The 23,827-nt window shown below is 55.9% G+C and carries 18 protein-coding genes; 6 read left to right on the top strand and 12 right to left on the bottom strand.

What is annotated here, in order from left to right; all coding sequences use genetic code 11:
• The first annotated feature begins 117 nt into the window (after nucleotides 1–117).
• From ACK2JC_RS23185 to ACK2JC_RS23175, 3 genes are all read left to right on the top strand, one after another.
• Nucleotides 118–1,257 (top strand): ABC transporter substrate-binding protein, encoded by a 1,140-nt coding sequence (locus tag ACK2JC_RS23185; RefSeq protein WP_207648757.1) that lies wholly within the window; start codon nucleotides 118–120, stop codon nucleotides 1,255–1,257.
• A gap of 206 nt (nucleotides 1,258–1,463) precedes the next feature.
• Nucleotides 1,464–3,149 carry an ABC transporter permease gene (locus ACK2JC_RS23180; RefSeq protein ID WP_092365526.1) on the top strand — a complete coding sequence of 562 codons (1,686 nt, stop codon included), beginning with the start codon at nucleotides 1,464–1,466 and terminating at the stop codon, nucleotides 3,147–3,149.
• A gap of 11 nt (nucleotides 3,150–3,160) precedes the next feature.
• Nucleotides 3,161–4,231, top strand: coding sequence for an ABC transporter ATP-binding protein (locus tag ACK2JC_RS23175; protein ID WP_320936253.1), 1,071 nt, complete (start codon nucleotides 3,161–3,163; stop codon nucleotides 4,229–4,231).
• 183 nt (nucleotides 4,232–4,414) lie between these two features.
• On the opposite strand, the gene ACK2JC_RS23170 is transcribed toward ACK2JC_RS23175, so the two are convergent.
• Genes ACK2JC_RS23170 through ACK2JC_RS23160 form a run of 3 tightly spaced genes read right to left on the bottom strand, consistent with a single transcriptional unit; the run spans nucleotide 4,415 to nucleotide 8,912 of the window.
• Complete coding sequence (locus ACK2JC_RS23170; protein WP_368271638.1) at nucleotides 4,415–5,545, bottom strand: M20/M25/M40 family metallo-hydrolase; 1,131 nt, start codon at nucleotides 5,543–5,545, stop codon at nucleotides 4,415–4,417.
• A 24-nt stretch (nucleotides 5,546–5,569) separates the two neighbouring features.
• Nucleotides 5,570–7,033, bottom strand: coding sequence for a glycoside hydrolase family 1 protein (locus ACK2JC_RS23165; protein WP_320936255.1), 1,464 nt, complete (start codon nucleotides 7,031–7,033; stop codon nucleotides 5,570–5,572).
• A gap of 10 nt (nucleotides 7,034–7,043) precedes the next feature.
• Nucleotides 7,044–8,912: a glucose PTS transporter subunit IIA gene (locus ACK2JC_RS23160; RefSeq protein ID WP_320936256.1), complete on the bottom strand. Its 1,869-nt coding sequence runs from the start codon at nucleotides 8,910–8,912 to the stop codon at nucleotides 7,044–7,046.
• A 146-nt stretch (nucleotides 8,913–9,058) separates the two neighbouring features.
• Between ACK2JC_RS23160 and ACK2JC_RS23155 the strand changes: the two genes are divergently transcribed.
• The gene (locus ACK2JC_RS23155; RefSeq protein ID WP_320936257.1) at nucleotides 9,059–10,057 is read left to right on the top strand and encodes an AraC family transcriptional regulator; all 999 of its coding nucleotides are present in this window, start codon (nucleotides 9,059–9,061) and stop codon (nucleotides 10,055–10,057) included.
• Between the two features lie 119 nt (nucleotides 10,058–10,176).
• On the opposite strand, the gene ACK2JC_RS23150 is transcribed toward ACK2JC_RS23155, so the two are convergent.
• Both ACK2JC_RS23150 and ACK2JC_RS23145 read right to left on the bottom strand, forming a co-directional pair.
• The gene (locus tag ACK2JC_RS23150; RefSeq protein ID WP_368271636.1) at nucleotides 10,177–11,928 is read right to left on the bottom strand and encodes a zinc-ribbon domain-containing protein; all 1,752 of its coding nucleotides are present in this window, start codon (nucleotides 11,926–11,928) and stop codon (nucleotides 10,177–10,179) included.
• Nucleotides 11,929–11,965: 37 nt separating this feature from the next.
• Nucleotides 11,966–12,484, bottom strand: a complete 519-nt coding sequence (locus tag ACK2JC_RS23145) for a zinc ribbon domain-containing protein (protein ID WP_368271634.1) — start codon at nucleotides 12,482–12,484, stop codon at nucleotides 11,966–11,968.
• Nucleotides 12,485–12,622: 138 nt separating this feature from the next.
• On the opposite strand from ACK2JC_RS23145, the gene ACK2JC_RS23140 reads away from it, so the two are divergent.
• Nucleotides 12,623–12,787: a DUF6364 family protein gene (locus ACK2JC_RS23140; RefSeq protein ID WP_092365549.1), complete on the top strand. Its 165-nt coding sequence runs from the start codon at nucleotides 12,623–12,625 to the stop codon at nucleotides 12,785–12,787.
• A gap of 190 nt (nucleotides 12,788–12,977) precedes the next feature.
• On the opposite strand, the gene ACK2JC_RS23135 is transcribed toward ACK2JC_RS23140, so the two are convergent.
• Nucleotides 12,978–14,642: an amidohydrolase gene (locus ACK2JC_RS23135; protein ID WP_368274703.1), complete on the bottom strand. Its 1,665-nt coding sequence runs from the start codon at nucleotides 14,640–14,642 to the stop codon at nucleotides 12,978–12,980.
• Nucleotides 14,643–14,775: 133 nt separating this feature from the next.
• Here ACK2JC_RS23135 and ACK2JC_RS23130 point away from each other — a divergent pair, with 133 nt between their 5' ends.
• The gene (locus ACK2JC_RS23130; RefSeq protein WP_320936259.1) at nucleotides 14,776–16,254 is read left to right on the top strand and encodes a phospholipase D family protein; all 1,479 of its coding nucleotides are present in this window, start codon (nucleotides 14,776–14,778) and stop codon (nucleotides 16,252–16,254) included.
• A 6-nt stretch (nucleotides 16,255–16,260) separates the two neighbouring features.
• Here the strand turns inward: ACK2JC_RS23130 and ACK2JC_RS23125 are convergent, their stop codons facing one another.
• From ACK2JC_RS23125 to pepF, 6 genes are all read right to left on the bottom strand, one after another.
• Entirely contained in the window at nucleotides 16,261–18,330 is a 2,070-nt protein-coding gene (locus ACK2JC_RS23125; RefSeq protein WP_368272111.1) for an ATP-binding domain-containing protein, read from the bottom strand.
• Nucleotides 18,323–19,168, bottom strand: a complete 846-nt coding sequence (locus tag ACK2JC_RS23120; RefSeq protein WP_368272110.1) for a helix-turn-helix domain-containing protein — start codon at nucleotides 19,166–19,168, stop codon at nucleotides 18,323–18,325. Before ACK2JC_RS23120 ends, ACK2JC_RS23125 begins: the two co-directional genes overlap by 8 nt.
• A gap of 174 nt (nucleotides 19,169–19,342) precedes the next feature.
• Nucleotides 19,343–19,606, bottom strand: coding sequence for a TIGR04076 family protein (locus tag ACK2JC_RS23115; RefSeq protein ID WP_118754656.1), 264 nt, complete (start codon nucleotides 19,604–19,606; stop codon nucleotides 19,343–19,345).
• Nucleotides 19,603–20,421, bottom strand: coding sequence for a pyridoxamine kinase (locus tag ACK2JC_RS23110; protein ID WP_411337877.1), 819 nt, complete (start codon nucleotides 20,419–20,421; stop codon nucleotides 19,603–19,605). The genes ACK2JC_RS23115 and ACK2JC_RS23110 overlap by 4 nt, the downstream gene beginning before the upstream one ends.
• Nucleotides 20,422–20,434: 13 nt before the next feature.
• Nucleotides 20,435–21,805 carry an MATE family efflux transporter gene (locus tag ACK2JC_RS23105; protein WP_276855443.1) on the bottom strand — a complete coding sequence of 457 codons (1,371 nt, stop codon included), beginning with the start codon at nucleotides 21,803–21,805 and terminating at the stop codon, nucleotides 20,435–20,437.
• Between the two features lie 238 nt (nucleotides 21,806–22,043).
• Complete coding sequence (pepF, locus tag ACK2JC_RS23100; protein WP_320936263.1) at nucleotides 22,044–23,825, bottom strand: oligoendopeptidase F; 1,782 nt, start codon at nucleotides 23,823–23,825, stop codon at nucleotides 22,044–22,046.
• Nucleotides 23,826–23,827: the final 2 nt, after the last annotated feature.

The raw sequence follows: 23,827 nt of genomic DNA, 5'->3' as shown, positions 1-23,827 counted from the left end.
CCGGCAAGCCGAAAATTATATGGCATTTTTTCCTTTTATATTGGATTTCAGGTCGTTTTAGACAGCTATTCTGCTAAAATAAAAACAACAAAAATAATTTTTAACAAGGAGGGGCATATGAAAAAAAGAGGTTTAGCGTTACTGATCGGTGCGAGTATGGTGATTGGCATGGCCGGCTGTTCCGGCGGAGGTTCCAGCCAGACGGCGGCTCCGGCTCCGGCCCAGACCAGCGCAGCGGCAGCTGCCGACACCACCGCGGCGGCGGGCGGCCAGGAAGCGCCGGCCACCGAAGCGGCCAAGGACTACAAGGACATGACCGGCAAAGTGGTGATCTACACCTCTATGTACGAGGATATCATCGAGGCCATGGACAACAAGCTGGACGAGGTATTCCCCAACATGGACATCGAGTTCTTCTACGGCGGAACCGGAACCTTACAGTCCAAGGTAGCAGCTGAGATGGATTCCGGCAAGCTGGGCTGCGATATCCTGATGGTTGCAGAGCCGTCCTACGCTTTGGAGCTGAAGGAGGCCAACATCCTTCACCCCTACAAGTTCAGCGAGACCGACAAGCTCCTGTTCGACTATGATCCCGACGGATACTGGTATCCGGTCCGCATGCTGAACATGGTGCTGGCCTACAACCCGGAGAAATACAGCAAGGACAGCCTTCCCAACTCCTTCAAGGATTTCGCCTATGATCCCGAGATGAAGGGCTCCTTGTCCATGGGCAACCCGCTGACCTCCGGGACTTCCTACGCGGCCATCGTGGCGCTGCTGGACAAATACGGCGAGGAGTATTACAAGGCGCTGGGCGATCAGGGCGTGGCCATCGAGTCCGGCTCCGTGGCTCTGACCAAGCTGGAGACCGGCGAGTGCAAGGAAGTCATGATTCTGGAGGAATCCGTACTGAAGAAACGCGAGGAGGAAGGCTCCATGCTGGAAGTAATCTACCCCACCGACGGCGTGATCAGCACACCTTCCCCCATCATGATCATCGACGACGCCCACAGCGCCAACGGCAACGCGGCTGCCTGCGAGGCGGTTGAGGAATGGTTCCTGTCCACCGAAGGCCAGAAATATATCGTAGCCGGCTGGATGCACTCCGTGCGCAGCGATTACCCCAACGCTCCCTACGACGCCATCCCCACCAGCGAGATCATGTCCGGCGTAATGCCTGTGGACTGGGTGAAATGCTACACCCAGCGCGAAGAAATCCGCACATTATTCCAGGAAAACGTAACGGTGCCGCAGTAAAATACCCCCAAGCTGACCGACGGGGCATGCAATCGGAAGCGCGGCGCGGCCGGTGATCCGGCCCGCCGCCTTCACGGACATTCATTCACAGGGCCGTTGCCATCTTACCGGCAACGGCTTTTTTGCCCTACAGGAGTTCGTCGTCCTGGGAACTCCTGTGGCGCAAAACATGATCCTGCACATTTTGGAAGGGGCTGAGGAAACTTATGGATACTGAAAAGAAATATTACTTTGACATTAAATGGTTTGTGATCCTGGCCATCGTGGCCTTCCTGGTCATTTTCCAGGTTCTGCCGCTGCTCTACCTGATCTACCGCTCGTTTTTCGCGGACGGCAGCTTTTCCCTGGAGGGCTTCAAGCGGATCTACTCCTACCCGCTCAACTGGACCTGCTTAAAAAACACCCTGATCACCGCGGGGCTGGCCATGGTGTTCGGCGTGCTGCTGGCCTTCCCCTTAGCCTGGCTGGTGGGGCGGACCAACCTGTACGGCAAGAAATTCTTCCGCACCCTGTTCGTCATGACCTACATGGTGCCGCCCTACGTGGGAGCCATGGCCTGGCTCAGGCTGTTAAACCCCACGGTGGGAACCTTAAATACCCTGATCATGTCCATTTTCCGGCTGGAGAGCGCTCCCTTTAACATCTACTCCATCGGCGGCCTGGTCTGGGTGCTGACCACATTTTACTATCCCTACGCGTTTATCACCATCTCCAGGGCCATGGAGAAAATGGACCCGTCCCTGGAGGAAGCCTCCCGTATCTCCGGCGCTTCCCCCTTTAAGACCCTGATGACCGTGACGCTCCCGCTGATGCTGCCCAGCATCGTGGCGGCGGCTCTGCTGGTGTTCGTGGCCGCGGCCTCCTGCTACGGCATCCCGTCCATCATCGGCGCGCCGGGGCAGATTTACACCGTGACCACCCGCATCGTGGACTACGTCTACATCGGCTCCCAGGAGGGACTGACCGACGCAACCAACCTGGCGGTATTTTTGATGGCCATCGCCCTGATCGTGCTCTACGTGTCCAATTTCGTGGTGGGCAAGCGCGAGTACATCACCGTGTCCGGCAAATCCACCCGGCCCAACATCGTGGACCTTGGAAAGTGGCGGATTCCCATCACCGTGGTGGTCAGCCTGTTCGCCATCGTGGTGGTGGCCATCCCCTTTGCCACCGTGTTCATGACCTCCTTTACCATGAATATGGGCAAGTCCATCTTTGAAACCGGAAACATTACCTTCAAATACTGGCACACCATCCTGACCCGCAAATCCATCCTGGGTTCCGGCCAGAACAGCCTGATCTCCGCCGCCTGGGCCGCTTCCCTGGGTATGATCATCTGCCTGATCATGGCCTATCTGCTCAAGCGCACCAACGTGAAAGGCAAGGGAGTGCCCGATTTCCTGATCACCGTGGGCTCCGGCAGCCCCAGCGTGGTCATCGCCCTGGCCCTGATCATGACCATGTCAGGCCGGTTCGGGATCAACATTTACAACACCATGTTCATTATGGTGGTGGCTTACATGATCAAATACATGATGATGGGCATGCGCACCGTGGTCTCCGCGTTCTCCCAGATCAGCCCCTCCCTGGAGGAGGCGGCCCAGATATCCGGCTCCGGCTGGATACGGCGGCTGAAGGACGTGGTGTTCCCCCTGATCGTGCCGTCCATCGTGGCAGGCTGGTTTTTGATCTTCATGCCCTGCTTCTACGAGCTGACCATGTCCAACCTGCTCTACTCCAACAACACCAAGACACTGGGCGTGGAGCTGTTTACCTACCAGACCTACCACAGCCAGCAGACGGCCTCCGCCCTGGCTTCCGGTATCTTAATCATGGTAATTGTCCTTAACTATGTGCTGAACAAGGTCACCAAAGGGAAATTTTCAATTTAGGAGGAGAAGCGATGTCTGTTATCACCATCAATCATGTGACCAAGTCCTTCGGGGACGTGACGGTCTTAAAAGAATTTACGGAAGAATTTCAGGACGGGGAGTTTATCACCTTCCTCGGCCCCTCTGGCTGCGGCAAGACCACCATGCTGCGCATCATCGCGGGCTTTGAGAAGCCCACCACCGGGGAAATCCGCATCGACGGCAAAGTGGTCAGCTCCAAGGACGTGTTCGTTCCGCCGGAAAAGCGGGGAATCGGCATGGTATTCCAGTCCTACGCCGTGTGGCCCCATATGAACGTGTTCGACAACGTGGCCTATCCCTTGAAGATTCAGAAGGTGCCAAAGGCCGAGATCAAGGAGAAGGTGGAGGAGATTCTGGAGATCGTCCACTTAAGCCAGTACGCCAACCGGATGCCCAGCCAGCTCTCCGGCGGCCAGCAGCAGCGCGTGGCCCTGGGGCGTGCGCTGATCGGGCAGCCCAAGCTCCTGCTTCTGGACGAACCGCTGTCGAATCTGGACGCCAAGCTGCGCGAGAGCATGCGTTTTGAGATCAAGGAGATTCAGCGCAAGCTGAAAATCACGGTGGTCTACGTGACCCACGACCAGGTGGAGGCCATGACCATGTCCGACCGTGTCTTCGTCATCAACCGGGGCGTGGTCCAGCAGGTGGGCAGCCCCATGGAAATCTACCGCAGGCCGAAAAACCAGTTTATCGCGGACTTTGTGGGCAAGGTGAACTTCATCAAGGGCCAGGTGAACGGCTCCGCGGTGGACTTAAAGGGCATCGGCCAGTCCCTGGCCTACGAGGGGCCCCTGACCGGCGACGTGGTGGTGGCCATCCGGCCCGAGAATATCAAACTCACCAAGGCCGAGGGCCATCTTCACGGGGCCATCAAGTCCATGTTCTACCTGGGGGACGTGAACGACTGCCAGATCGATATTAACGGCATCCAGCTGCGGGTGATCGCGGACCCCCACACCTACGACGTGCTGCGCACGGGCGAGGAGATCGGACTGGAGATCACGGACTTCTTGGTCTACGAGGACGACGGAAGGGACGACCACAACCAGATACTTACGTGAGTTGTAAAAAGCAGGAAAATGCCGGCGGCGGAACTGTGCAAGGGGAACGCCGGACGCCATTGATTGCAGGGATGTAAAATAAAAAGGGCCCCGGCCCCGAAGCATCAGAAAAACGCTTCGGGGCCGGGGCCTTTAAACCGCTGCCCCCTTATGCAATGGGGTTCCCCCGGACAGCAACGTCACTTAATTCATATACAATGCTAAAATCCTCAACACAATCCCCATTCCCCCCGGTATGGAATTCAAATCCACCCATTCTTCCCGGGTATGCGCCCCTCCGCCTTTCACCGTGCCGATCGTGTTGGCGGGAATACCGAGGGATAACGGAATATTTGCATCTGTAGAATTGGGGGACCGATCCAGTTCTCCGTCGTAAACCTCCCGGATACAGGCGATATTATCCGCTGTCCAGCGCTCGAAAACCTGGCGGTCGATCTCTCCCGCGCCCGGACGGATTCCCAGTATCTCCACATTGACTTTTTTGCCCTGCGCGCGGAATTTTTCAATGACCGCACAGAACTTTTCCTTCATCTCCTGCAGACAGGTTTCGCTGCTGGACCGGTATTCATACAGGATCACCGCCTCCTGTGCGATGGAATTCACAGTCGTGCCGCCGTTTATCTTTCCCACATTGTATGTGGTGACAGGCGTTTTGGGCGGACTGATCCGGTACAGATCGTCGATGATCTGCGCTGCGATATGGATCGCATTGTCCCTGCCAAAATCCCGGTAGGAATGGCCGCCCCGGGCCAACACCTGGATTCGGTAGCGGTGGGAGCCGACCGGAATACTGGTACACATAGACATGTACCCGTCAAAGGAATAGAAGGCGCGGATACGATTTCCATATTGATTAAAAATTTCCCTGCAGCCCTTTAAATTTCCCAGGCCCTCCTCGCAGGAATTGGCCACCACCAGGATGCCGGCAGCCAGCTGGTCCTGATGTTCTGCAAGAAAGGCCGCCCCCATCATCAGATTCACCAGATTTGCCGTGTCATCCCCAATTCCCGGGGCCATCAGAATGTTGTCCTGCCGTCTCACCGGCAATTCTTCCATATCGTCAAACACCACGTCCGTGTGGGCCATCAATACTACCATATCCTCATATTGATCGCAGTTGAACATGCAGATCACATTTTTGGCTCCGTCGATCCGCACCTCACGGCAGCCCTTTTCCTCAAACCATTTTTTGCAGAACGCGGCCCGCCTGTCCTCTTTATGGCTTGGAGCCGGAATCTTTCCCAGCTCCTGCAGAAGCAGAATGGCCTCCTCCTTATGCTGTTCGATAAAACTGTCTATCCGCTCCCGCTTCATCCCATTTCCCCCATGATCCTTACCCTATGACAAGTCTTCCCCGTTGCTCTCGATGCATTTTTTGTACCAGAAAAACGAGTCCTTTTTGTACCGCTTTTTTGTCCCGTTTCCCTCGTCATCCTGATCCACATAGATGACACCGTACCGCTTGCTCATTTCCATCGGGCCGCAGGATACGATATCGATAAAGCCCCACATGGTATACCCGATCAGGTCCACCCCGTCGATCACGGCCTCTTTCATTTGTTCGATATGGGCTTTCAGGTAGTCAATGCGGTAAGGATCATGCACCGTTCCGTCCGCCTCCAATCCATCTTTCGCGCCCAGGCCATTTTCCGCGATAAATACCGGAAGCTGATAGCGGTCATAAATCTGGTTCAACGTGATGCGCAGGCCCTTCGGGTCCTTCTGCCATCCCCATTCGCTGGATTCCAGATACGGGTTCTTATTCGCCATGATCAGGTTCCCGCTGGTCTTTTCCCACCCCTGGCTCGTGGTAGACACCTGGGAGAAATAGTAAGAAAATGCCGTGAAGTCTATGGTATTTTCTTTCAGAATCTCATCGTCGCCCGGTTCCTTATGAATGTGAATCTGCTCTTTCCCGAAATAGCGCTCCATATAGGCCGGATAGGCTCCCCTTGCCATCACATCCAGATAGAACCAGTTGGAATACTGGTCATCCAGAATCATCTGCATCACATCGTCGGGATGGCAGGTGGCGGGGTAGGTGGTAAACCTGGCGATCATACCTCCGATCATAGAACCAGGGAGCATCTCATGCCCAAGCTTCACCGTCAGCGCATTGGCAATAAACTGGTGATGCAGGCACTGGAAAATGGCGTTGGCATAATCCGTTTCCTGGTCCTGAACCAGACACACGCCATTGTAGGGGTTGAAGCGCCCCGCGTTGAATTCATTGAACGGAAGCCAATAGTCCACCAGGTCTCCCAGCGTTTCAAAAAGCGTCGCCGCGTACCTCACATAGAAATCAATGGTCTTGCGGCTCTTCCAGCCGCCATACTTCAACACCAGATTGACCGGGATGTTGTAATGGAGGATCGTCGCGAACACCTTGATCCCATATTTTTTACACTCGCCGAACACATCCTGATAGAACCGGATTCCCTCCTGATTGGGCTTGGCGTCGTCGCCGTTGGGATAGATTCTCGCCCAGTTGATCGAGGTCCTCAGTACCTTAATTCCCAGTTCATGAAACAGCCGGATGTCCTCTTTGTAAGTATGGTAAAAATCAATTCCCCAACGGAATGGATAATGGACCGTGTCCTGATCGGTCAACGCTTTTTGGAATTTTGCGTCATTCATGCGGCGGTTGTGGAACATTGCCCGCTCCTCCTTTGTCCACGCCGCGTCAAAATACCGGAGGTCCTGGGTGTCCAGTCCTTTTCCGCCCTGATCATAGGCGCCGTCGGCCTGTGAAGCCGCGATTGCCCCTCCCCACAAGAAATCCTTTGGAAAACCTGTTCTCATTCTATTTCTCCTACCTTTCTTTCTTCGTCAAAATAAAGGAAATTGCAAAGGATGATCCCCAGGCAACCGCCATCACCAACAGCAGCTTCAGGAAGTTATTTCCCCCGTCCATGTAGGTGGCGATACTGGTGATTCCGGGCATGGAAAACGCATAGGTCACCACGCCCATCAGCACCGCTACAGCTCCTGCGATGGCTCCGCCCGCCATGGCTGCAAACAGCGGTCCTTTCTCCGGCAGGGCGATTCCGTACAGGGCCGGTTCCGTGATTCCGAGAATACACACCAACCCGGTGGATACCGCCGCCGATCTCTGCTCTCCGGCTTTCATTTTCAGGGCATAGGCAAGCACCGCCCCTGAAACGGCCAGATTGGAGTAGAAAAAGTTCGGAAGCATATAATCATATCCCAATGTGGAAAGGTTCTGGAGCTCTACGGCGGACCAGCCCTTGATTCCAAAAATAATCGTCAACGGGATAATTCCACAGAACAACGCCCCGGCAAACAGCCCCACATTGTTGAACAGCCACGCAAATCCGCCGGTCATCCCCTTTGCGATCCAGTTGCCAAGGGGCGCTGCAAATCCCAGGAACAGCGGCGCTGCGAAAAGGAAGGATAAGGCGCCTGAAAACACGATTCTCAGGTTCTTCGGCATCCGCTTGTCAATAAAGTGGAAAATCAGCGAGAAAATCCATACGGATAAGATCACCGGAAAGATCGAGCCTTTGTAATTATAGGCCGGAATGGTGAACAATCCAAAGCTGTACCCGCTGATGCCCTCAGCCGGCGACAAAAAGGTCGAATACATTAAGATTCCGGCCGTCATGATGCCAAATATCTCTTTTACCTTAAAACGTCTTGCGGCAGCGTATCCGATGATGAACGGCATAAAGTAGAACGGCGCGTCTCCCACCGCGTTTAATACGACAATGATGTCTGATTTGGCAGAGACCAAACCCAGCGCCGTGATCAGGGAAATAATTCCTTTGATCATACCGCCCGCCACGATCGCATACAGTCCCGGAGTCACACAGGAAGCCAGCGTATTCAGCCCTCTGGTAATCAGATTCTGTTTCTTTTCCTCAACCTGCCCTCCTGCCGGGTTCTGATCCGTCTCCGCGCCCGCCTTGATACCAGAAATTTCCAGAAAGTCCGCATACACCTCCGGCACGTTTGTGCCCACAACACACTGCAGCTGTCCGCTGGATTCGATGACCTTCAGCAATCCGCCGACCTGGTTCAGCTTGTCCATATCCACCAGCTCCCGGTTGACCGGCACGATCCGCAAACGGGTAATGCAGTGAAATACATTCTTGATGTTATGGCTCCCTCCAACGGCTTCCAAAATTTCAGAACACATTTTGCCGTATTCATATCCTGACGTTCTCTTCTCCTCGTTCACGTTTTCTCCCCCCGCGTATGCAGCAGCCAGCTGCGTTTCTTCCGTTACCTGCTCTCCAGGCATCAGCTTCAGATTATACTCCCCACCGTTCGTAAAAACAACCATGACCATCGGATCAAGTCCCTGACGGCGGATCAGCTCCCGGTCGAAGCGGATCACAGGCTCGTGCGCCTGTACCCGCTCCCCCTGCTGTTTCAGAATCTCAAACCCCGTTCCGTTGAGCCCGACCGTATCGATCCCGATATGGACCAGCACCTCCAGACCGTTGTCCGTGGTGAAGCCAACGGCATGTCCTGTGGGGAAAACCGCGGAAATGGTTCCCTCCACGGGCGCGTGGATCACATCCTCCTTAGGGTCTACCGCAAAACCGGTCCCCAGCACGCCACTGTTAAATGTAGCGTCACTGACGTCTTTCAGATGGATGTACTTTCCTTTTACCGGCGAAAAGACACAGTCCTCCCTTTGTTTTAGAACCCCCATCAATATGCTTCCTCCTTCCATGAAATCTGCACTGTTGTTTCTTTTGATGTCTCTATCATATTCGGAAAAAGCCCTTGTTGCAATTTCCTTGGAAAATATGTTGACTTACCAAACTTAAGCACTTATGATGAAGTTGAGGTGAGCATATGAACGTACAGGAATTGAATGAATATCTGTTTCAATACACGGATTCGGAAAAGAAGCACAAAATGACAGGCCCCGCCGTCCTGTCCCCGCGCTATCACGCCATCCCCAGAATCCCGTTCCAGGATCGGGAGGTATACCTCTTTTCCTTCAACAAACTGCTGAGGGACAAGCTGGTATGCGTTCACAAGGAATCCCGCTTTACGGATATCCCGGAACACATTCATACGGTGATCGAGTTTGTCTATGTCTATTCCGGCTCCTGCACCCAGGAAGTCAACGGCCGTCCCATCAAAATGAACCAGGGCGACATCTGTATGCTGGACACCAATATTCCGCACAGCATCCAGTCCCTGGGCGAACAGGACATTATCATCACCATCGAAATGCGCCAGGAATACCTGACCCAGGGTTTTCTGTTCCGTCTGGGCGACTACGGGATCATCAACCATTTTCTGATCAACACCCTCTCCCTGGATGCCGCCCATGACCAGTATCTGATTTTCCGAAAGCAGGAAGAGAACCAGATTCACAGCATGATTCAGAATATTCTCTGCGAATATTACAGTCCGGGATTCTGCAGCGATAAAATCATCGATGCGTATATGATCCTGCTTTTCTGTGAGATTTTGAGACAGTACAAGGATCAGCAGCTTTCCTACGGCAAAAACGACGGGCGGACCATCATGGAGATTTTGGGTTATATCGAAAGCCATTACCTGACCGCTACGCTTCAGGATACCGCGGAGCATTTTGGATTCCATCCCAATTACCTGAGCAACTATATTAAAAAGACCGTTGGACATTCCTTCAAAGAACTGATCATCCAGCAGCGCATGAATCAGGCTTGTTTCTATCTATCCAATACCGACATGCCGATTTATGAAATTGCCAACAAAATCGGGTACAACAATCTGGGATTCTTTTACAAAAAGTTTGAAGCCCTCTACAAAATGCCGCCTTCCCTTTACCGGCGGTTAAAATCGGCTCCCCTGGCCTGACGAACGCTTTTCGTCCCGCATGAGCCGTGGACCCGCGGGCCAAATACGATGAAAGGGCCCCGGCCCCAAAGCGTTTTCCGTTGCTTCGGGGCCGGGGCCCTTGATGATGGTGTATGGTTTTAATACCCGCTGTCATATGCCGTCGTTTCCGGCGCTTCCGTGTAGGGAGCCGTGGTAGCCGCAGGTACGCTTTTGCTTCCCACTCCGGGAAGAACGAAGCCGCCGCTCCCGGCGTTATCCCCGATCTCGGAGCCGATTTCATTGAGATCATCCCGGGTCAGCTTTAACACGTTGACCAGCTTCACATCCTCAGTGGGGTCCGCAATCTCCTCCTTTAAGGGTTCCACCCCGTAGCTGGCCGTGATGCCCACAAAGGGCATGCTGAGGCCGTAGGCCCCCACGCTGGCGTCGTCCAGGGTGACCACAAACTGTTTTCCCTTCGCCAGGTCCCCCACCGTGCCGTTGGCCGAGGCGGAGCCCTGGACGCCGGGCAGTGTCAGGCTGGCCTCCGCGTTCCACCTGCCCTTCTCTTTGTTCAGGCTGGCGTTGGCTTCCGCCTTGGCTGAGACGTTGAACATCCCCGCGCCTGTGGCGGACAGTCCCAGGTTAACCTTGTCCTTGATCATATTGCCGCTGTCGTTTAACTCCCGGGAAAAGGTCAGCTTGGCCGCGGCCATGGACGCTACCTTTCCCTCCGCCTCCAGGTACACCGTATCCAGGGGATTCTTTTTCCCGGTCAGCTCCAGACTGCCGCCAAGGGACATGGTGATCACGTCTCCGTTCAGAGTGTAATCGCCCTCCACGCAGACGATCCGGCCCTTGGGGCCCACGTAGACCTGGAGCACCAGATCATTTTTCAGCGCGCCCAAAAGCCGCTTGCTGATTTCCTTAAGCTGCCTTTTCATATCCTCCGGCGACGTCCAGGACGCCTCGGCAGCCGCATTGACCAGCATGGAATTGTTTAGCATCACATCATCCATATCTTCCAACACCTGGCGGATATCGTCCCGGTCGATGGTCAGCTCGTAACCCTGGCAGGCCTTGTCCTTACCGCCCACGGTGAAGGTGCGCTTGTCAATCTTCTCCACGCCCATATTCTTCATCAGCGCGATCCAGTTCTCCCTGGAGACGTCCCAATACTCGGCTATGAGGTCCAGGCGCTCATCTTCCAGCTCCCCGTCCCACTCGATTCCGAACTCGTCTTTTAACATTTTACGAACCTTGGAATCCTCCAGCTTCTCCTTCAATTCCTGGTGATCCACGTAAAAATATTTGCTGTAAAGCTCAGGCGATCCGGCCACCGTCTTCTCGTTATCGTGATAGAAGTCGAGACCCGCGATCTCCAGCTCGCCCATGGTGCCGCTCACACGGCCCAGCATCTTGCCCTTGTCGTCCTTCTCCAGCCATCCGCTTAAGCCCACGTCGGCCAGGCCGATCCCCATATCCTGCGGGCCTACGGATACCGAGAGCTCCGCCTTCCTGCGGCTCTTTCCCGTATCCACCATGCGGGAAATCTGCCTTAATCCCAGGTACTCCGCCACGCCGGACTCCTCGGTGCACATGGCCTTCCAGGTGTTTTTAACGCCCCTTGCGATCACCGCCTTGGGCTGGTTTAACAGCACGGCCCCTGCCGCCAGACCGCAGACCGCGATTCCGGCCGCGGCGATCAGGGCGATTTTTATTCCCTTTTTCGGTGACTTGGGGGCGCCGGAAGTCTCCTTCCATTTCCGCGCCCATTTCTTCGTTTTTCCGTTGTATCCGCTTACTTCCGGCCCGACCGCCGCTTCGCCTTCGTGGTCGATCTTTTCCCCGCAGGCCGTGCAAAACAGCGCGTCGTCCGGCATCTCGGCCCCGCAATTCGTACAGTACATACCCTTATCCCTCTTCTTCCGTATTCTTTGTGACAGCTCAGACGGTCTGATGGCCGCACTCGCAGCAAAATCTGGCTCCCGGCTCCATCAGGGCTCCGCAGCTGGGGCAACGGCGGCTCTGCGCGGTTTCCTGGGCCGCCTCCGCGCCTGCCTCCAGCTTTTTCCCGCAGGCCTTGCAGAACTTGGCCCCCGGCGCGTTCACCTTTCCGCAGGAGCAGGTCACGCCACCCTCGCGCCCAGTGGCGGCAGGTTTTAATTCCTCCCCCAGTATTCTGGCTTTTTCCAAGGTGATCTGATCGATCTGTGCCTGATAACCGGCGATCTCTGCCTCCTTCCGGTTCAGCGCTGCACATGCCGACTCAATGGTCTGCGGGTTCACCCCGCCGTTTTTCCACTGGGCGAAAATGGCCTCTCCCAGCTCCTGCTTCAGGTTGTGGATCTCCTCCTGCACATTTCCCACCTTGGCCTTCAGCTTCTCCGTCTCCAGATAAGTGCCGGACTTGACACTCACCGACACGAGACTCTTGTCAATGCTCTCCTTGATCTTACCCAACACGGCTGTCCACTCCTCATCTTCTGTTTTTTCGGTCGTATTACCTTAAATTCTTACCAAATCTTACTTTATCCTACTTAATGCGATTAGTCAATACGAATTGGTACAAAATGCTATAGTATACGAAAAAGGAGGATGATCATGAAACCATTAAAAGCAAAAGTAAGCATCACGCTGGACACGGATGTAATCGATCAGTTAAAACAGATGGCCGAGGAAGACGACCGTTCATTCTCCCAGTACATCAATCTGATTCTGAAGGACTACCTGGCCAGGCGGACCGAAACGCCGCCCGCGGCGGAATAAGTTGGATATGATCGCACAAAGAGGCTCAAAAAAGGGACTCCCGTGCGCCGGATATTCCGGTGCGCCGGGGTCCCTTTTTGCCGAATCCCAAATGTGAAGATCAGTTCCCATTTGCGGCTTGCCTGATCAGCTGTGATATTGAAAGGGGGCGCGCAGCCGCAGCTTTGCCCCCCTAACGTTTCGTTTGCGATTATCGTACTTCGCCCGTCCCCTGCCCGTCGGCGCGGTAAATACATGTTCCCTCTTTGATTGTGGCCAGGACCCGTATTTTCCGAAGGTCCATGGAATCGGCCTCCAGCGGATTCTGCTCCAGAATCACAAAATCAGCCAGCTTTCCCGGGGCGATGCTGCCCTTTTTGTCCTCCTCAAAATACTGGTACGCCCCGTTGATGGTCACGGCTTTCAGGGCATCCGCCACACTGATGCGCTCTTCGGTTCCCAAAATGCCCCCGTTTCGCGTCATACGGTTGACCGCGCACCAGACCGTCTCCATCATGTCCGGGCGGATCACCGGCGCGTCCTGGTGCAGGGTGAAGCGGATTCCATGTTCCAGGGCGGAATGGGCCGGGCTGATCCGCTCCGCCCGTTTTTGTCCCAGATTTTTCAGGTGAATATCGCCCCAGTGGTACACGTGGGCCAGGAAAAATGACGGGATGATGCCCAGGGCCTTCACCCGCTCCAGCTGGTCCAGCCCCAGGAGCTGGGCGTGGATCATCACCGGCCGGATATCCCCCGGGGTGTGATCCGGCAATTCCGCAAGGGCGGCGGCATACTCCCGCAGGTACTGCTCGCAGGCCGCGTCCCCGTTGCAGTGGGCCAGAAGCTGCATCTGATCCCGCTCCGCACGCATGATATTGGACTTGACCGCGGCGTCGGTGAGGGTGGGGTAGCCGCAATCCGGGGACGGGGCGGTGGTTTCCCCTGCCGGGCCAGCATCCCCCTCTTCAACCGGCAGATACGGCTCCCGCAGCCATGCGGTCCGCCCCTGGGGCGATCCGTCCAGGAACATCTTATAGCCGCCGATCTTCATATGATCCTTGTATTTCCCGATATGATCCGCAAACTGGCGCTTCAGCTCATCCCCCGCCTCCATATCCAAGTAAGCCACCAGGTCCAGCTCCAGGATTCCGGAGTGCAGCAGAAGCTGGTACAGCGGCCCCAAAGGCGCGCTCATCATCCCTTCCTGCACCGTTGTGACGCCGTATGAGGCATAGAGTTTCTGTGCCTTCCGGTATGCCTCCAAAAATGCCTCCGGCGACGGCATGGGCGCTTTCTGGATATACTGTAGGAACGCGTTCTCCTCCATATATCCGGTGGGTTCCCCGTCCTTCACCGCGATCATCCCGCCCTGAGGCGGCTGGGTATGGCCGTCCACCCCCAGCGCTTCCAGCGCCCGGCTGTTAAACGCTCCCATGTGTCCGGACTGATGCGACACCATCAGCAGATGTTCCGGCGCAGCCTGATCCAGAACCGTCCGGTCCGGGTGGCGTCCCTCCTTCAGCCGGTTGTGGTCGTAGCCCGAGGCCCTCACCCACTGCCCGGCTGGAATATTCTCCCGCTCAATAAATTCCCGGATCAGGCGGATCACATCCTCAAAACATTCTGCCTCCCCCAGATCCACCTGCATGGTGGCGTTGGCGCAAGCCGTAAAATGGCTGTGGGGATCGATAAATCCGGGCATCAGGGTATGTCCCTGCAAATCCACCAGGCATTTCTCCCCCTCTCCGGCCGCGGCTCTCACATCCTCAAACGTCCCCACCGCCCGAATCACTCCGTCCTCCGTCAGAACCGCCTGGGCACAAAACGGCTCCTCCATGGTAATCACAGTTCCCTTGTAAAACAGCATCCGACTCATCCGCTCATCCGTCCTTTCCATCTGTATAGCCTGTGCGATCATTGACATTTCCTTTATTTCCGGGTATAGTGTGTTATAAACTAAGGAAACGGTTCAATTCATTCTAAAAGTATATCCCAAGAAGGTGTATCCTATGTTGCGCACATGGCTGAAAAAGCATTGGCTGCCGCTTCTGCTGCTGGCGGCGTTTCTCTATCTGGCAATCGGCGCTACCGCGCCCTTTTTCCATTATAAGACCATCCCTGATAAAACAAAAGAACAATTTTCCACCAAAGCGTTCTACCAGGACGGCCCCGGCGTGGACCGCGCCATGATTCTGGAGACAAACGAGAGCGCCTGGGAGGAGCGGCTGCGCCTCATGAACCTGGCTCAGGAGCGGATCATCCTGTCCACCTTTGATTTCCGGGACGGCGAAAGTCCCAGGGACCTGCTCTCAATCATGCTGCACAAGGCCGAGGAGGGAGTACAGGTCAAAATCCTGGTGGACGGCTTTTCCGGCCTGGTGCGCATGGAGCGCAGCGAAGTCTTTTACGCTCTGTCCAGCCACCCAAATGTGGAAATCCGCCTCTACAACCCCATCAACCTGGCCCAGCCCTGGAAAACCCAGGGCCGGATGCACGATAAATATGTGATTGTGGACGACTACGGCTACATCCTGGGCGGCCGCAACACCTTTGACTACTTCATCGGCAGCTACCCCACCAACAGCCGCAGCCACGACCGGGAAGTTCTGGTCTACAACACCGCCCACCAGACGGATCAAAGCGGCGCCAGTTCCTTAAACCAGGTCCTGGCCTACTTTGACGGCGTGTGGAACCTGGACGTCTGCCGCCCCTTCCACGATGATCCCGGTTTGGCAGAAAAGCACAAAGTAAAAGAGGCCGTGGAAATGCTTCACGACCGCTACGCCGCCCTGGCCGCCTCACGGCCGGACCTGCTGGACCCGCCGGCGGAAAGCGACGGCTCCCGCCGCGCCCAGGCGCTCTCCTACTATGCCGCCAACACCCGCGAGGCCGGAAAAATCACCCTGGTCTCCAACCCCACCGGTATCTACGGCAAAGAACCCGTGGTGTTCTTCACCCTGACCGAGCTGATGAAACATGCGCGGGAGGACGTCACCATCCACACCCCCTACGCGGTATTCAACGCCTATATGTACGACACCATGACCGAAGTAAACCGCCACATTCCGGTGGACATGATGATCAATTCCGTGGAGAACGGCGACAACTTTTTTGCCTCCAGCGATTACCTGCGCCACCGCAAAAAAATGGCCGCCACCGGCCTGACCATCCTGGAATACGACGGCGGCACCTCCTACCACGGCAAATCCGTGGTAATCGACCACGAGCTGTCCGCCATCGGTTCCTACAACTTCGACCTGCGCAGCACCTATCTGGACACAGAACTCATGTTGGTCATCCAGAGCAAGGACCTGACCGCCGAGCTGGAAACCTACATGGCCAGCTACGAGCAGGACTGCCGCCTGCTGCTCCCCGACGGCAGCTACCAAATCCCCGATCACATCACCGTAGCCGAAGTTCCCCTGTGGAAACACGCGGCCTGGGCCATGGTTGGGCTGGTGATGCAGCCGGTGCGTTTCCTGATTTAATACCATCTAAACGAAAATCTCCCGGCCCGCTTCTCCGATCAGTTTTGTCCGTTCCCCGGTATAGAGCAGCGCCAGTTTGTGCATAGCCCTGGTGCAGGCGATATAGAGCAGACTCCGGTCATAGGGTGTGGCATAGGTCCGGCTGTCCGCGTCTGCCACAATGACCTGGTCGAATTCCAGGCCCTTGGACATCTGAATGGAGGCGACCGACACCCCGTTCGCAAAGCTGCCGCTCTCCGGGGAGAGCAAATGAATCTCATAACGTTCCGCCAGAGCTTCGTAAAGGGCCAACGCATCCCGGTTTGTCCTGGCGATGATTCCGAGCGTAGCAAGGCCGCTCTCCTCAAATTCCATTATCATATTGGCGATACAGTCAATCTCTGCCGCCCGGTCCGAGCACTGTATGAGAACCGGCTCCTCCCCGTGCCGCTCGATGGGCTCCAGGGCGCCATCCTGGATTGTCCTGGCAAACCGGATAATCTCACAGGTAGACCGGTAGCTGGTATTCAGCTCCACAAACTCAGCATCGCCGTACAACTCCCGCAGGTCCTCCAGCGAATGCCGGTGGTTTGGATTGATGAGCTGTCCATAGTCCCCAAGAATGGTCTTCTGGCACTTGAAAATCTGATTCAGCACTGCGTACTGAACAGGCGTGTAATCCTGCATCTCGTCCACCACCAGGTGCCGGATGACCACGCTCTCCCTCAGTCCCGCGTAAGCTCCATGAAGGTAGAGGAACGGATAAACGTCGGCCCATTCCAGTGTCTTTTTCCCCGCGGGCACGAACATCTTCGGGAGGCCCAGTTCCTGATAAAAGGCTTTGTAGAGAGCCAGCGTGCTCTTTACCTTTAACATGGAATTCAGGCTTTTAAGGATGGTTCCGGCCCTGGGAATGTCGTCCTCCATAATATTATCCGTGGCAAACCGGTCGTGGATGTCGTCCGCAATCATACGCAAACGGTCTTTGACCGGATATTTGGAATAGGCCGCAAAACGGCTTTGGATCATTTCCGCGGATGCAGTGAAACGGCCGAAGGTATAGTCCGCAGGCGCAAAGACCAGCTCCGGCAAGCGCTCAATGAAGCGGTCCAGCTGCCTCACAAAACTCAGGGTGGATTTGAAACGCGCACGTTCCGCCCAGGCCTCATCCCGGTTTTCCAGCGGGTCTTGGTCCGGCTCAAAGCCAATCACACCCTCCAGCTGAATTTCCGCAATATCATAAAAGCTCAGCTCGTAAACAGGCTCCTCGCCAAGCTCCGGCAGAACATTGGAAATGTAATCGGCAAAAACCTTGTTGGGGGACAGAATCGTTATGTTTTGCGCCGAGAGCCTGTTTTTGAGCCGGTAGAGCAGAAAGGCAATCCGGTGGAGCGCAATGGACGTCTTGCCGGAGCCGGCCACCCCCTGAATGAGCAGTATATCGGCCTTTTCGTTTCGGATGATCTGGTTCTGCTCCTTCTGGATGGTGGCGATAATGGATTTCATCTTTTCATCCGAGGTCCGGGAAAGTTCCCGCTGCAACACATCGTCCTGGATATTACTTGACGTTTCCAGCGCGTATTCCATCACGCCGCCGTTGATTTTGAACTGCCTCTTCCGGGTCAACTGCCCGTCCACCCGTCCCATGGGAGCGTCGTACCCCGCAGGCCCCACTTCGCAGTCGTAAAACATACTGGCGACAGGCGCGCGCCAGTCAAAGATCAGCATATCGTTATCATTGGTAAAGGCAAACCGGCCGATATAGCACTTCATCACTTTCCCGCGGCCTTCCGCCGCAAAATCAATGCGTGCGAAATACGGGGACTCTTTCAGCCTGGCAAGCCTGTCCCGGATGCCTGTGACAAAAGCTCCGGTGCGGTCAATCTCCCGCAAAGCCAACTCGTTCTGGAACATCTCATGGGGATCGATTTCCCCGCGGTACTCCACCATGTACCGCTTTTGCTTCATATATTCCCGGTCCTTGCGGTTCACGTCCGCTTCCGCCTTTTCCATTGCCTCTTCCAGAATTCCACAGATGTAAGACAAGTGTTCCAGTTCATCCGGGAACGGAATACCGGTGTTCTGTCTGTCACTCATTGGACTCCTCCTTCGGCAATACAAATCGTTGGGTCGGATATCCATACTCCACCAAAAGCTCCGCTTCCGCGAATCCCAGGCCAATAATTTCCCTGCGGTGTCCAGTATCCGCTTTATCTCCCTCCCGGAAGGTTGTGATGCTGATCTCTTTTCCCTTAATCAATTCCCCCATTACCTGATTCAGAAGTGCCTCAGGCACTCCCATTTGGCGGTAAAGCGGGTGGGTGCCCATAAATTCAATACTCCCGGTCCGATAGGAGAACATCATAATCCCAATCGCCGTCTCTCCATCTTTCAGAATCAGCGCCTGTGAGGAATGGATTTTATCGCGGAGCGTTTCAATATACTGCTCCTCATCCAGATGGGGAAAGCCGTCGATCACCAGTCTGACCAGCTCCATCCAACAGGGAATATCCGCTTCGCAGGCAAATTCAACCCGCCACTGCTGCTTTTGCTTACTTTTGAGCATAGGATAGCTCCTTTCAAATTGAAATTTCAGCTGCAGAGGATAAAACTCTTCACTGATTCGGAATTTGTAGGGCGTCTGCTTATACATGGCTGAAAAAACCGTCGTAAAAGCCTGCTGGCTCTCATAACCGGCCAGCATCGCAATATCCAGAATCGGCATGTCGGAGAATACCAGCAGTTTGGCGGCCTCGGTCAGCTGCCTTCTCTGCAGGTAGTCGTGGATGGTCATTCCCACCGTCTGCGAAAAGATCCGCTGAAGATAATATCTTGAATAAAAGACCGCCCCGGCAATCTCGTTCATATCCAGCTTCTGCGTCAGATGTTCTTCAATGTATTCAATTACTGCCTGGATTTTTTCAAGTTGATGCATTCGATAAGGCCTCCTTTTTTCAACTATGGATTATAGCAGGTTTGCGTGTTGATGTTTTCATATTTTGTGCACTTTTTGCGGTTGAGCCGGATGAGGCGCTACGGAATACATTTAAAAAAGTGCGTCTCCCCCTCGGAAAACGCACTTTTTATGTACCCGCGGTTCACCCGCTCTCTACTCCTCCACCACCTCAACCTTAAACACATTGATCGTCTCCACGTCCGGGCAGCAGAACACCGCCGTTCCCTCCGGCTGCCCCGGAATCCGCCCGCCATACCGTAAAATGTCAATATAAGGAAATGCCACGTGCATGACCATGGGACAGACCTGCCCCCGCTCCGTGTCGAAGTCGAAGGATTCCCCCACCTTATGCCCCCTGTGACACCCCTTGGGCCCCAGCCGGTCCACCACCGTCAACCGGATTTTCGGTCTGCTCATGAGTCGATCACCTCCAGACAGGCTTCCACCAAAATCCCCTTGTACTTGTCCTCGTTCCCCAGATTCAGCTCAATCATCCGCCTCACGACGGCCATGGCCTTTCTCACGCTCTCCTCCATATCCTTCCCCTTTAAAATCTGCCCCAGCATCACAGCGGAGAAAATGTCCCCGGTGCCCGGAAATCTTACCGGCAGGCAGTCAAAGGGCAGCCCGAAATACCGGTCAAGCGCCGCGTCGTAGCAGTAAACCTGGTCCACGCCCTGAAGCCTCACGCTGGTCACCGCCACGGACTTGGCGCCGATCCCCCGCAGCTTCCCGATCAGCCGCCGGATATCCCCCTCCTCCGGCGACTCCAGGTAAGGTTCTCCGGCCAGCAGAGCGGCCTCCGTGTAGTTGGGCACCGCGTAGTCCGCGCAGGACACCAGCTTTCGCATATTCTTCACCGTCTCCATACTCATACCGTTGTACAGCTTCCCGTCGTCTCCCATAATGGGGTCGCAGAAGATCAGCACGCCCTGCTCCGCCTGCCGCAGGCAGTAGTCCGTCACCAGCTGCGCCTGAACGTCGCTCACGATAAATCCCGTAGAAACCGCATCAAAGCGGAATCCCAGCTCCTCCCAGACCTTCAGCGTGTGTTCCATATACCCCGTGGTATCCAGAATCTCGAACTTCCCGTAATCCAGCGTGTTGCTCACCAGCGCCGTGGGCAGGTTGCAGACATTGAGACCCATGTGGGACATCACCGGAATCATGGCCGCCAGAGCCACCTTGCCGTATCCCGCCATATCATTGATCAGTAAAACCGGATGCTCCATGTTCATTTCCTCCTTAAATCAACCGCCGTTTCGCCCATCTCCCCGTCAGATACCAGGAGAAGGAGATCAGATAATTTGCCAGCCAGCCCATGGGCACCGCGTACCACACCGCCGCCACGCCCCAGATGGGCGCAAAGTGGAAGGCCGTGAACACGCGGATCGCCAGGTTCACCAGGTTGGCGATGGTGAACGCCACCACGTCCCCCGCGCCCCTAAGAATGCCGTCCGTGCAGGTCTTAAACCCGATGAACACGAAAAACCAGCCGATAAAGGACAGATATCCCACGCCCGTGGTAAAGGCGTCGGAGGTATTGTCCCCCTTCAGGAAGCTGGAAATAATGGGCCCGTGGAACACCGCCACAATGGCCGCGATGGCCGCCGCGAAGCCGATCACAATGGCGTAGCTGGCCCGGTACCCCTGCTTCACCCGCTCCACCTTGCCCGCGCCGATATTCTGGGCCGTGAAGGTGCTCACCGCGTTTCCGGTGGCGATCATGGGCACAATGCACAGGGATTCGATACGGCTTCCCGCCGAGTACCCGGCCAGCGCCGGGGAGCCGAAGCTGTTGACCACGGACTGCACCAGCAGCATGCCGATGGACACGATGGATTGCTGTAAAATGGACGGGACCGCCACCCTTGTCCCGGACCAGAGCATGCGGGAGTCAAAAAATGCAAACCGCTCCCCCTCCGCCCGCTCCGACCGGTAGCCCCGCAGCTTGCGCATGAGCAGGAAAAAGGAAATGCAGGCGGAAACGCCCTGGGCTACCACGGTTGCGATCGCCACGCCGTCCACGCCCATGCCAAACACGGTCACAGACAGGATGTCCAGCCCCACGTTGAGCACGGAGGAAAAGATCAGCAGGTACAGGGGCGTCCTGGAATCCCCCATGGCGTTGAAAATGGCAGCAAGGACGTTGTACATAAACAGAAAGGGCATACCCAGGAAATAGATTCCCAGGTACAGCCTGGCCTGATCCAGCACATTTTCCGGGGTCTGGAGACGGCGCAGAATCTCCCCGTTGAAGGCGAAGCCGAAGCCTCCCAGCAGCAGGCTCAGCACCAGAAAGGAGATCAGAGCCGTGGAGATGGACGTTTTCATCCGGTTGTAATTCTTGGCTCCCAGATATTGGGAAGTGATCACGGAAGCCCCGTTGCCGCCGCCGATGGCGATCATGATAAACACGTTGGTCAGGGCGTAGGAGGCCCCCACCGCGGCCAGGGACTCCTCCCCCACAAAATTTCCCACGATCATGGAGTCCGCCATGTTGTAAAACTGCTGGAACAGATTCCCCAGAATCATCGGCAGCGCAAATAAGAGCAGATTTTTTCCCGGGCTGCCGTTCAGCAGATCCACATGGGACCGGGCCTTTGTCTGTGACATAGTTGATTGTTCTCCTTTTCTTCGGTTGTCATTTTATATTGGGGCAGGCCGCAGGCCCAAATGCGGGCCGTGCAGGCGTTGGCCCGGCCGCCAGCATCCCTTGGCCAGCGGGCAGCAGCCTGCCCGACAGCGCCCTATGATCCGGCGGGCAGCGGCCTGCCCGACAGCGCCCTATGATCCGGCGGGCAGCAGCCGCCCGACAGCGCCCTATGGTCCGTGCGGGCGTTGACCCGGCCGCCTACAGGCGGCAGAATTCCTCCAGCAGCTCCCCAAATACCTTCAGCGCCTCGTCCACCGGCTTCGTGGTTGACATGTCCACGCCGCAGAGCTTTAACAGGTCGATAGGCGGCAGGGAGCATCCTCCCTGCAAAAACTTCTTGTAACCCGCCAGCGCCGTCTCATCGCCGCTTAAAATCCGGCTGCTGATGGCCACCGCAGCTGAAAATCCCGTGGCATACTGGTACACATAGAACGGCGTATAGAAATGTGGAATCCGCTCCCACTCATAATCGATCTCCGGGTCCACCACCATTTCCGGGCCGAAATAATCCTCGTTCAGCTTGTGGTACAGCTCCCCCAGGGCGCTGGCGGTCAGCGTCTCGCCTTCCTGGGCCTTCCTGTGGGCCGCAGCCTCGAACTCCGCGAACATGGTCTGACGGAACAGCGTCCCCCGGAAGCTTTCCAGAAAATGGTTAATCAGATACCGTTTCTCCTGGGTCTCCTCCGTCCGGTTCAACAGGTGCCGGATCAGCAGCGCCTCGTTGCAGGTGGAAGCCACCTCCGCCACAAAAATCTTGTAACCGGCGTAGACATAGGGCTGGGCGGCGTCCGAATAATAGGAGTGGATGGAGTGCCCCATCTCATGGGCCAGGGTGAACACGTCGTTCAGGGTGCCGTGGAAATTCATCAGCACGTAGGGATGGCTGCCGTAGACGCCCCAGGAGTATGCGCCGCTGCGCTTTCCCTCGTTCTCGTAGACGTCCACCCAGCGGTTCTCAAAGCCCTCCCGAAGGATTTTCCCGTACTCCTCCCCCAGTGGGGCAAGGCCCTCCGTCACGATGGCTTTTGCCTCCTCGTAGGTGTAAGTCCGGTCAAATTCCGCCACCATGGGCACATACAGATCGTACATGTGGATGTCGTCCAGGCCCAGGGTCTCCTTGCGCACCCTGACGTAGCGGTGCAGCAGGGGCAGGTTCTTCCGGACGGCGGCCACCAGGTTGTCGTAGACCAGCTCCGGCACCTCGTTCTCCGCCAGGGAGTGCTGGCGGCTGGAAGCGTAATTCCGGGCCTTTGCGTAGAACACCGCCTGCTTCACATTGGCGGAAAATGCAGCCGCCAGGGTATTGCGAAACTGCCGGTACACGCTGTACAGGCCAAGGAACGCGTCCCGGCGGATTCTGCGGTCCTTGTGCTCCATCAGGGAAATGTAATTGCCGTGGGTAATCGGCACTTCCTGGCCGTGCTCACCGGTGATGGAGGGGAATTTCACATCCGCGTTGTTGAACATGTTGAAAATCTGGGAAGCCCCCTGGGTGGCGTCGTAGGACTGGGCCAGCAGCTCCTCCATGGGGCCAGACAGCGTGTGCTCCCGCTTTCCCAGAATCCGCTCCATCAGGCGGCGGTACAGGCCGATGCCATTTTCCGACTCCATGTAGGAGGCCAGCAGGGACGGGTCCATTTCCAGGATTTCCGGCACAATGAAGGAGGAGCGCTCCGCGGCCTCAAAGGACAGGGACTGGGCCCGCCCAAACATGTCCTGGTAGGTTTGTTCGGCCGTGTCCTCGTCGGAGCGCATCCGGGCGTACACGTAGAGGCGCTCGATATCCAGCGATATCTCGTCGTCAAATTTCAGGCAGCGGTACAGCGTCTCTGCGGACTCCGCCAGAGTGCCCTTGAAATCCCCGTACTGCTTCATCTGGGCAGCCGTTTTCTCAAACAGCGCCTCCCAGGTCCGGTTGTCAGGCATCATGTCCTCCAGTTTCCATGTATAACTGATATCTGCTTCACTGCGTTTTTTCATCG

This window comes from Enterocloster lavalensis, assembly GCF_046603895.1.
Classification (GTDB): domain Bacteria; phylum Bacillota; class Clostridia; order Lachnospirales; family Lachnospiraceae; genus Enterocloster; species Enterocloster lavalensis.
The sequence above is the reverse complement of the archived record's forward strand: the minus strand, read 5'-3'. Positions and strand labels throughout refer to the sequence as shown.

Coding starts and splice junctions, on each gene's coding strand:
- ACK2JC_RS23185 (WP_207648757.1), top strand. CDS start 118: ATGAAAAAAAGAGGTTTAGCGTTACTGATCGGTGCGAGTATGGTGATT.
- ACK2JC_RS23130 (WP_320936259.1), top strand. CDS start 14,776: ATGTTGCGCACATGGCTGAAAAAGCATTGGCTGCCGCTTCTGCTGCTG.
- ACK2JC_RS23150 (WP_368271636.1), bottom strand. CDS start 11,928: ATGTACTGTACGAATTGCGGGGCCGAGATGCCGGACGACGCGCTGTTT.
- ACK2JC_RS23165 (WP_320936255.1), bottom strand. CDS start 7,033: ATGAGAACAGGTTTTCCAAAGGATTTCTTGTGGGGAGGGGCAATCGCG.
- ACK2JC_RS23115 (WP_118754656.1), bottom strand. CDS start 19,606: ATGAGCAGACCGAAAATCCGGTTGACGGTGGTGGACCGGCTGGGGCCC.
- pepF (WP_320936263.1), bottom strand. CDS start 23,825: ATGAAAAAACGCAGTGAAGCAGATATCAGTTATACATGGAAACTGGAG.
- ACK2JC_RS23180 (WP_092365526.1), top strand. CDS start 1,464: ATGGATACTGAAAAGAAATATTACTTTGACATTAAATGGTTTGTGATC.
- ACK2JC_RS23120 (WP_368272110.1), bottom strand. CDS start 19,168: ATGCATCAACTTGAAAAAATCCAGGCAGTAATTGAATACATTGAAGAA.
- ACK2JC_RS23160 (WP_320936256.1), bottom strand. CDS start 8,912: ATGGGGGTTCTAAAACAAAGGGAGGACTGTGTCTTTTCGCCGGTAAAA.
- ACK2JC_RS23170 (WP_368271638.1), bottom strand. CDS start 5,545: ATGAAGCGGGAGCGGATAGACAGTTTTATCGAACAGCATAAGGAGGAG.
- ACK2JC_RS23175 (WP_320936253.1), top strand. CDS start 3,161: ATGTCTGTTATCACCATCAATCATGTGACCAAGTCCTTCGGGGACGTG.
- ACK2JC_RS23105 (WP_276855443.1), bottom strand. CDS start 21,805: ATGTCACAGACAAAGGCCCGGTCCCATGTGGATCTGCTGAACGGCAGC.
- ACK2JC_RS23140 (WP_092365549.1), top strand. CDS start 12,623: ATGAAACCATTAAAAGCAAAAGTAAGCATCACGCTGGACACGGATGTA.
- ACK2JC_RS23135 (WP_368274703.1), bottom strand. CDS start 14,642: ATGAGTCGGATGCTGTTTTACAAGGGAACTGTGATTACCATGGAGGAG.
- ACK2JC_RS23155 (WP_320936257.1), top strand. CDS start 9,059: ATGAACGTACAGGAATTGAATGAATATCTGTTTCAATACACGGATTCG.
- ACK2JC_RS23125 (WP_368272111.1), bottom strand. CDS start 18,330: ATGAGTGACAGACAGAACACCGGTATTCCGTTCCCGGATGAACTGGAA.
- ACK2JC_RS23110 (WP_411337877.1), bottom strand. CDS start 20,421: ATGGAGCATCCGGTTTTACTGATCAATGATATGGCGGGATACGGCAAG.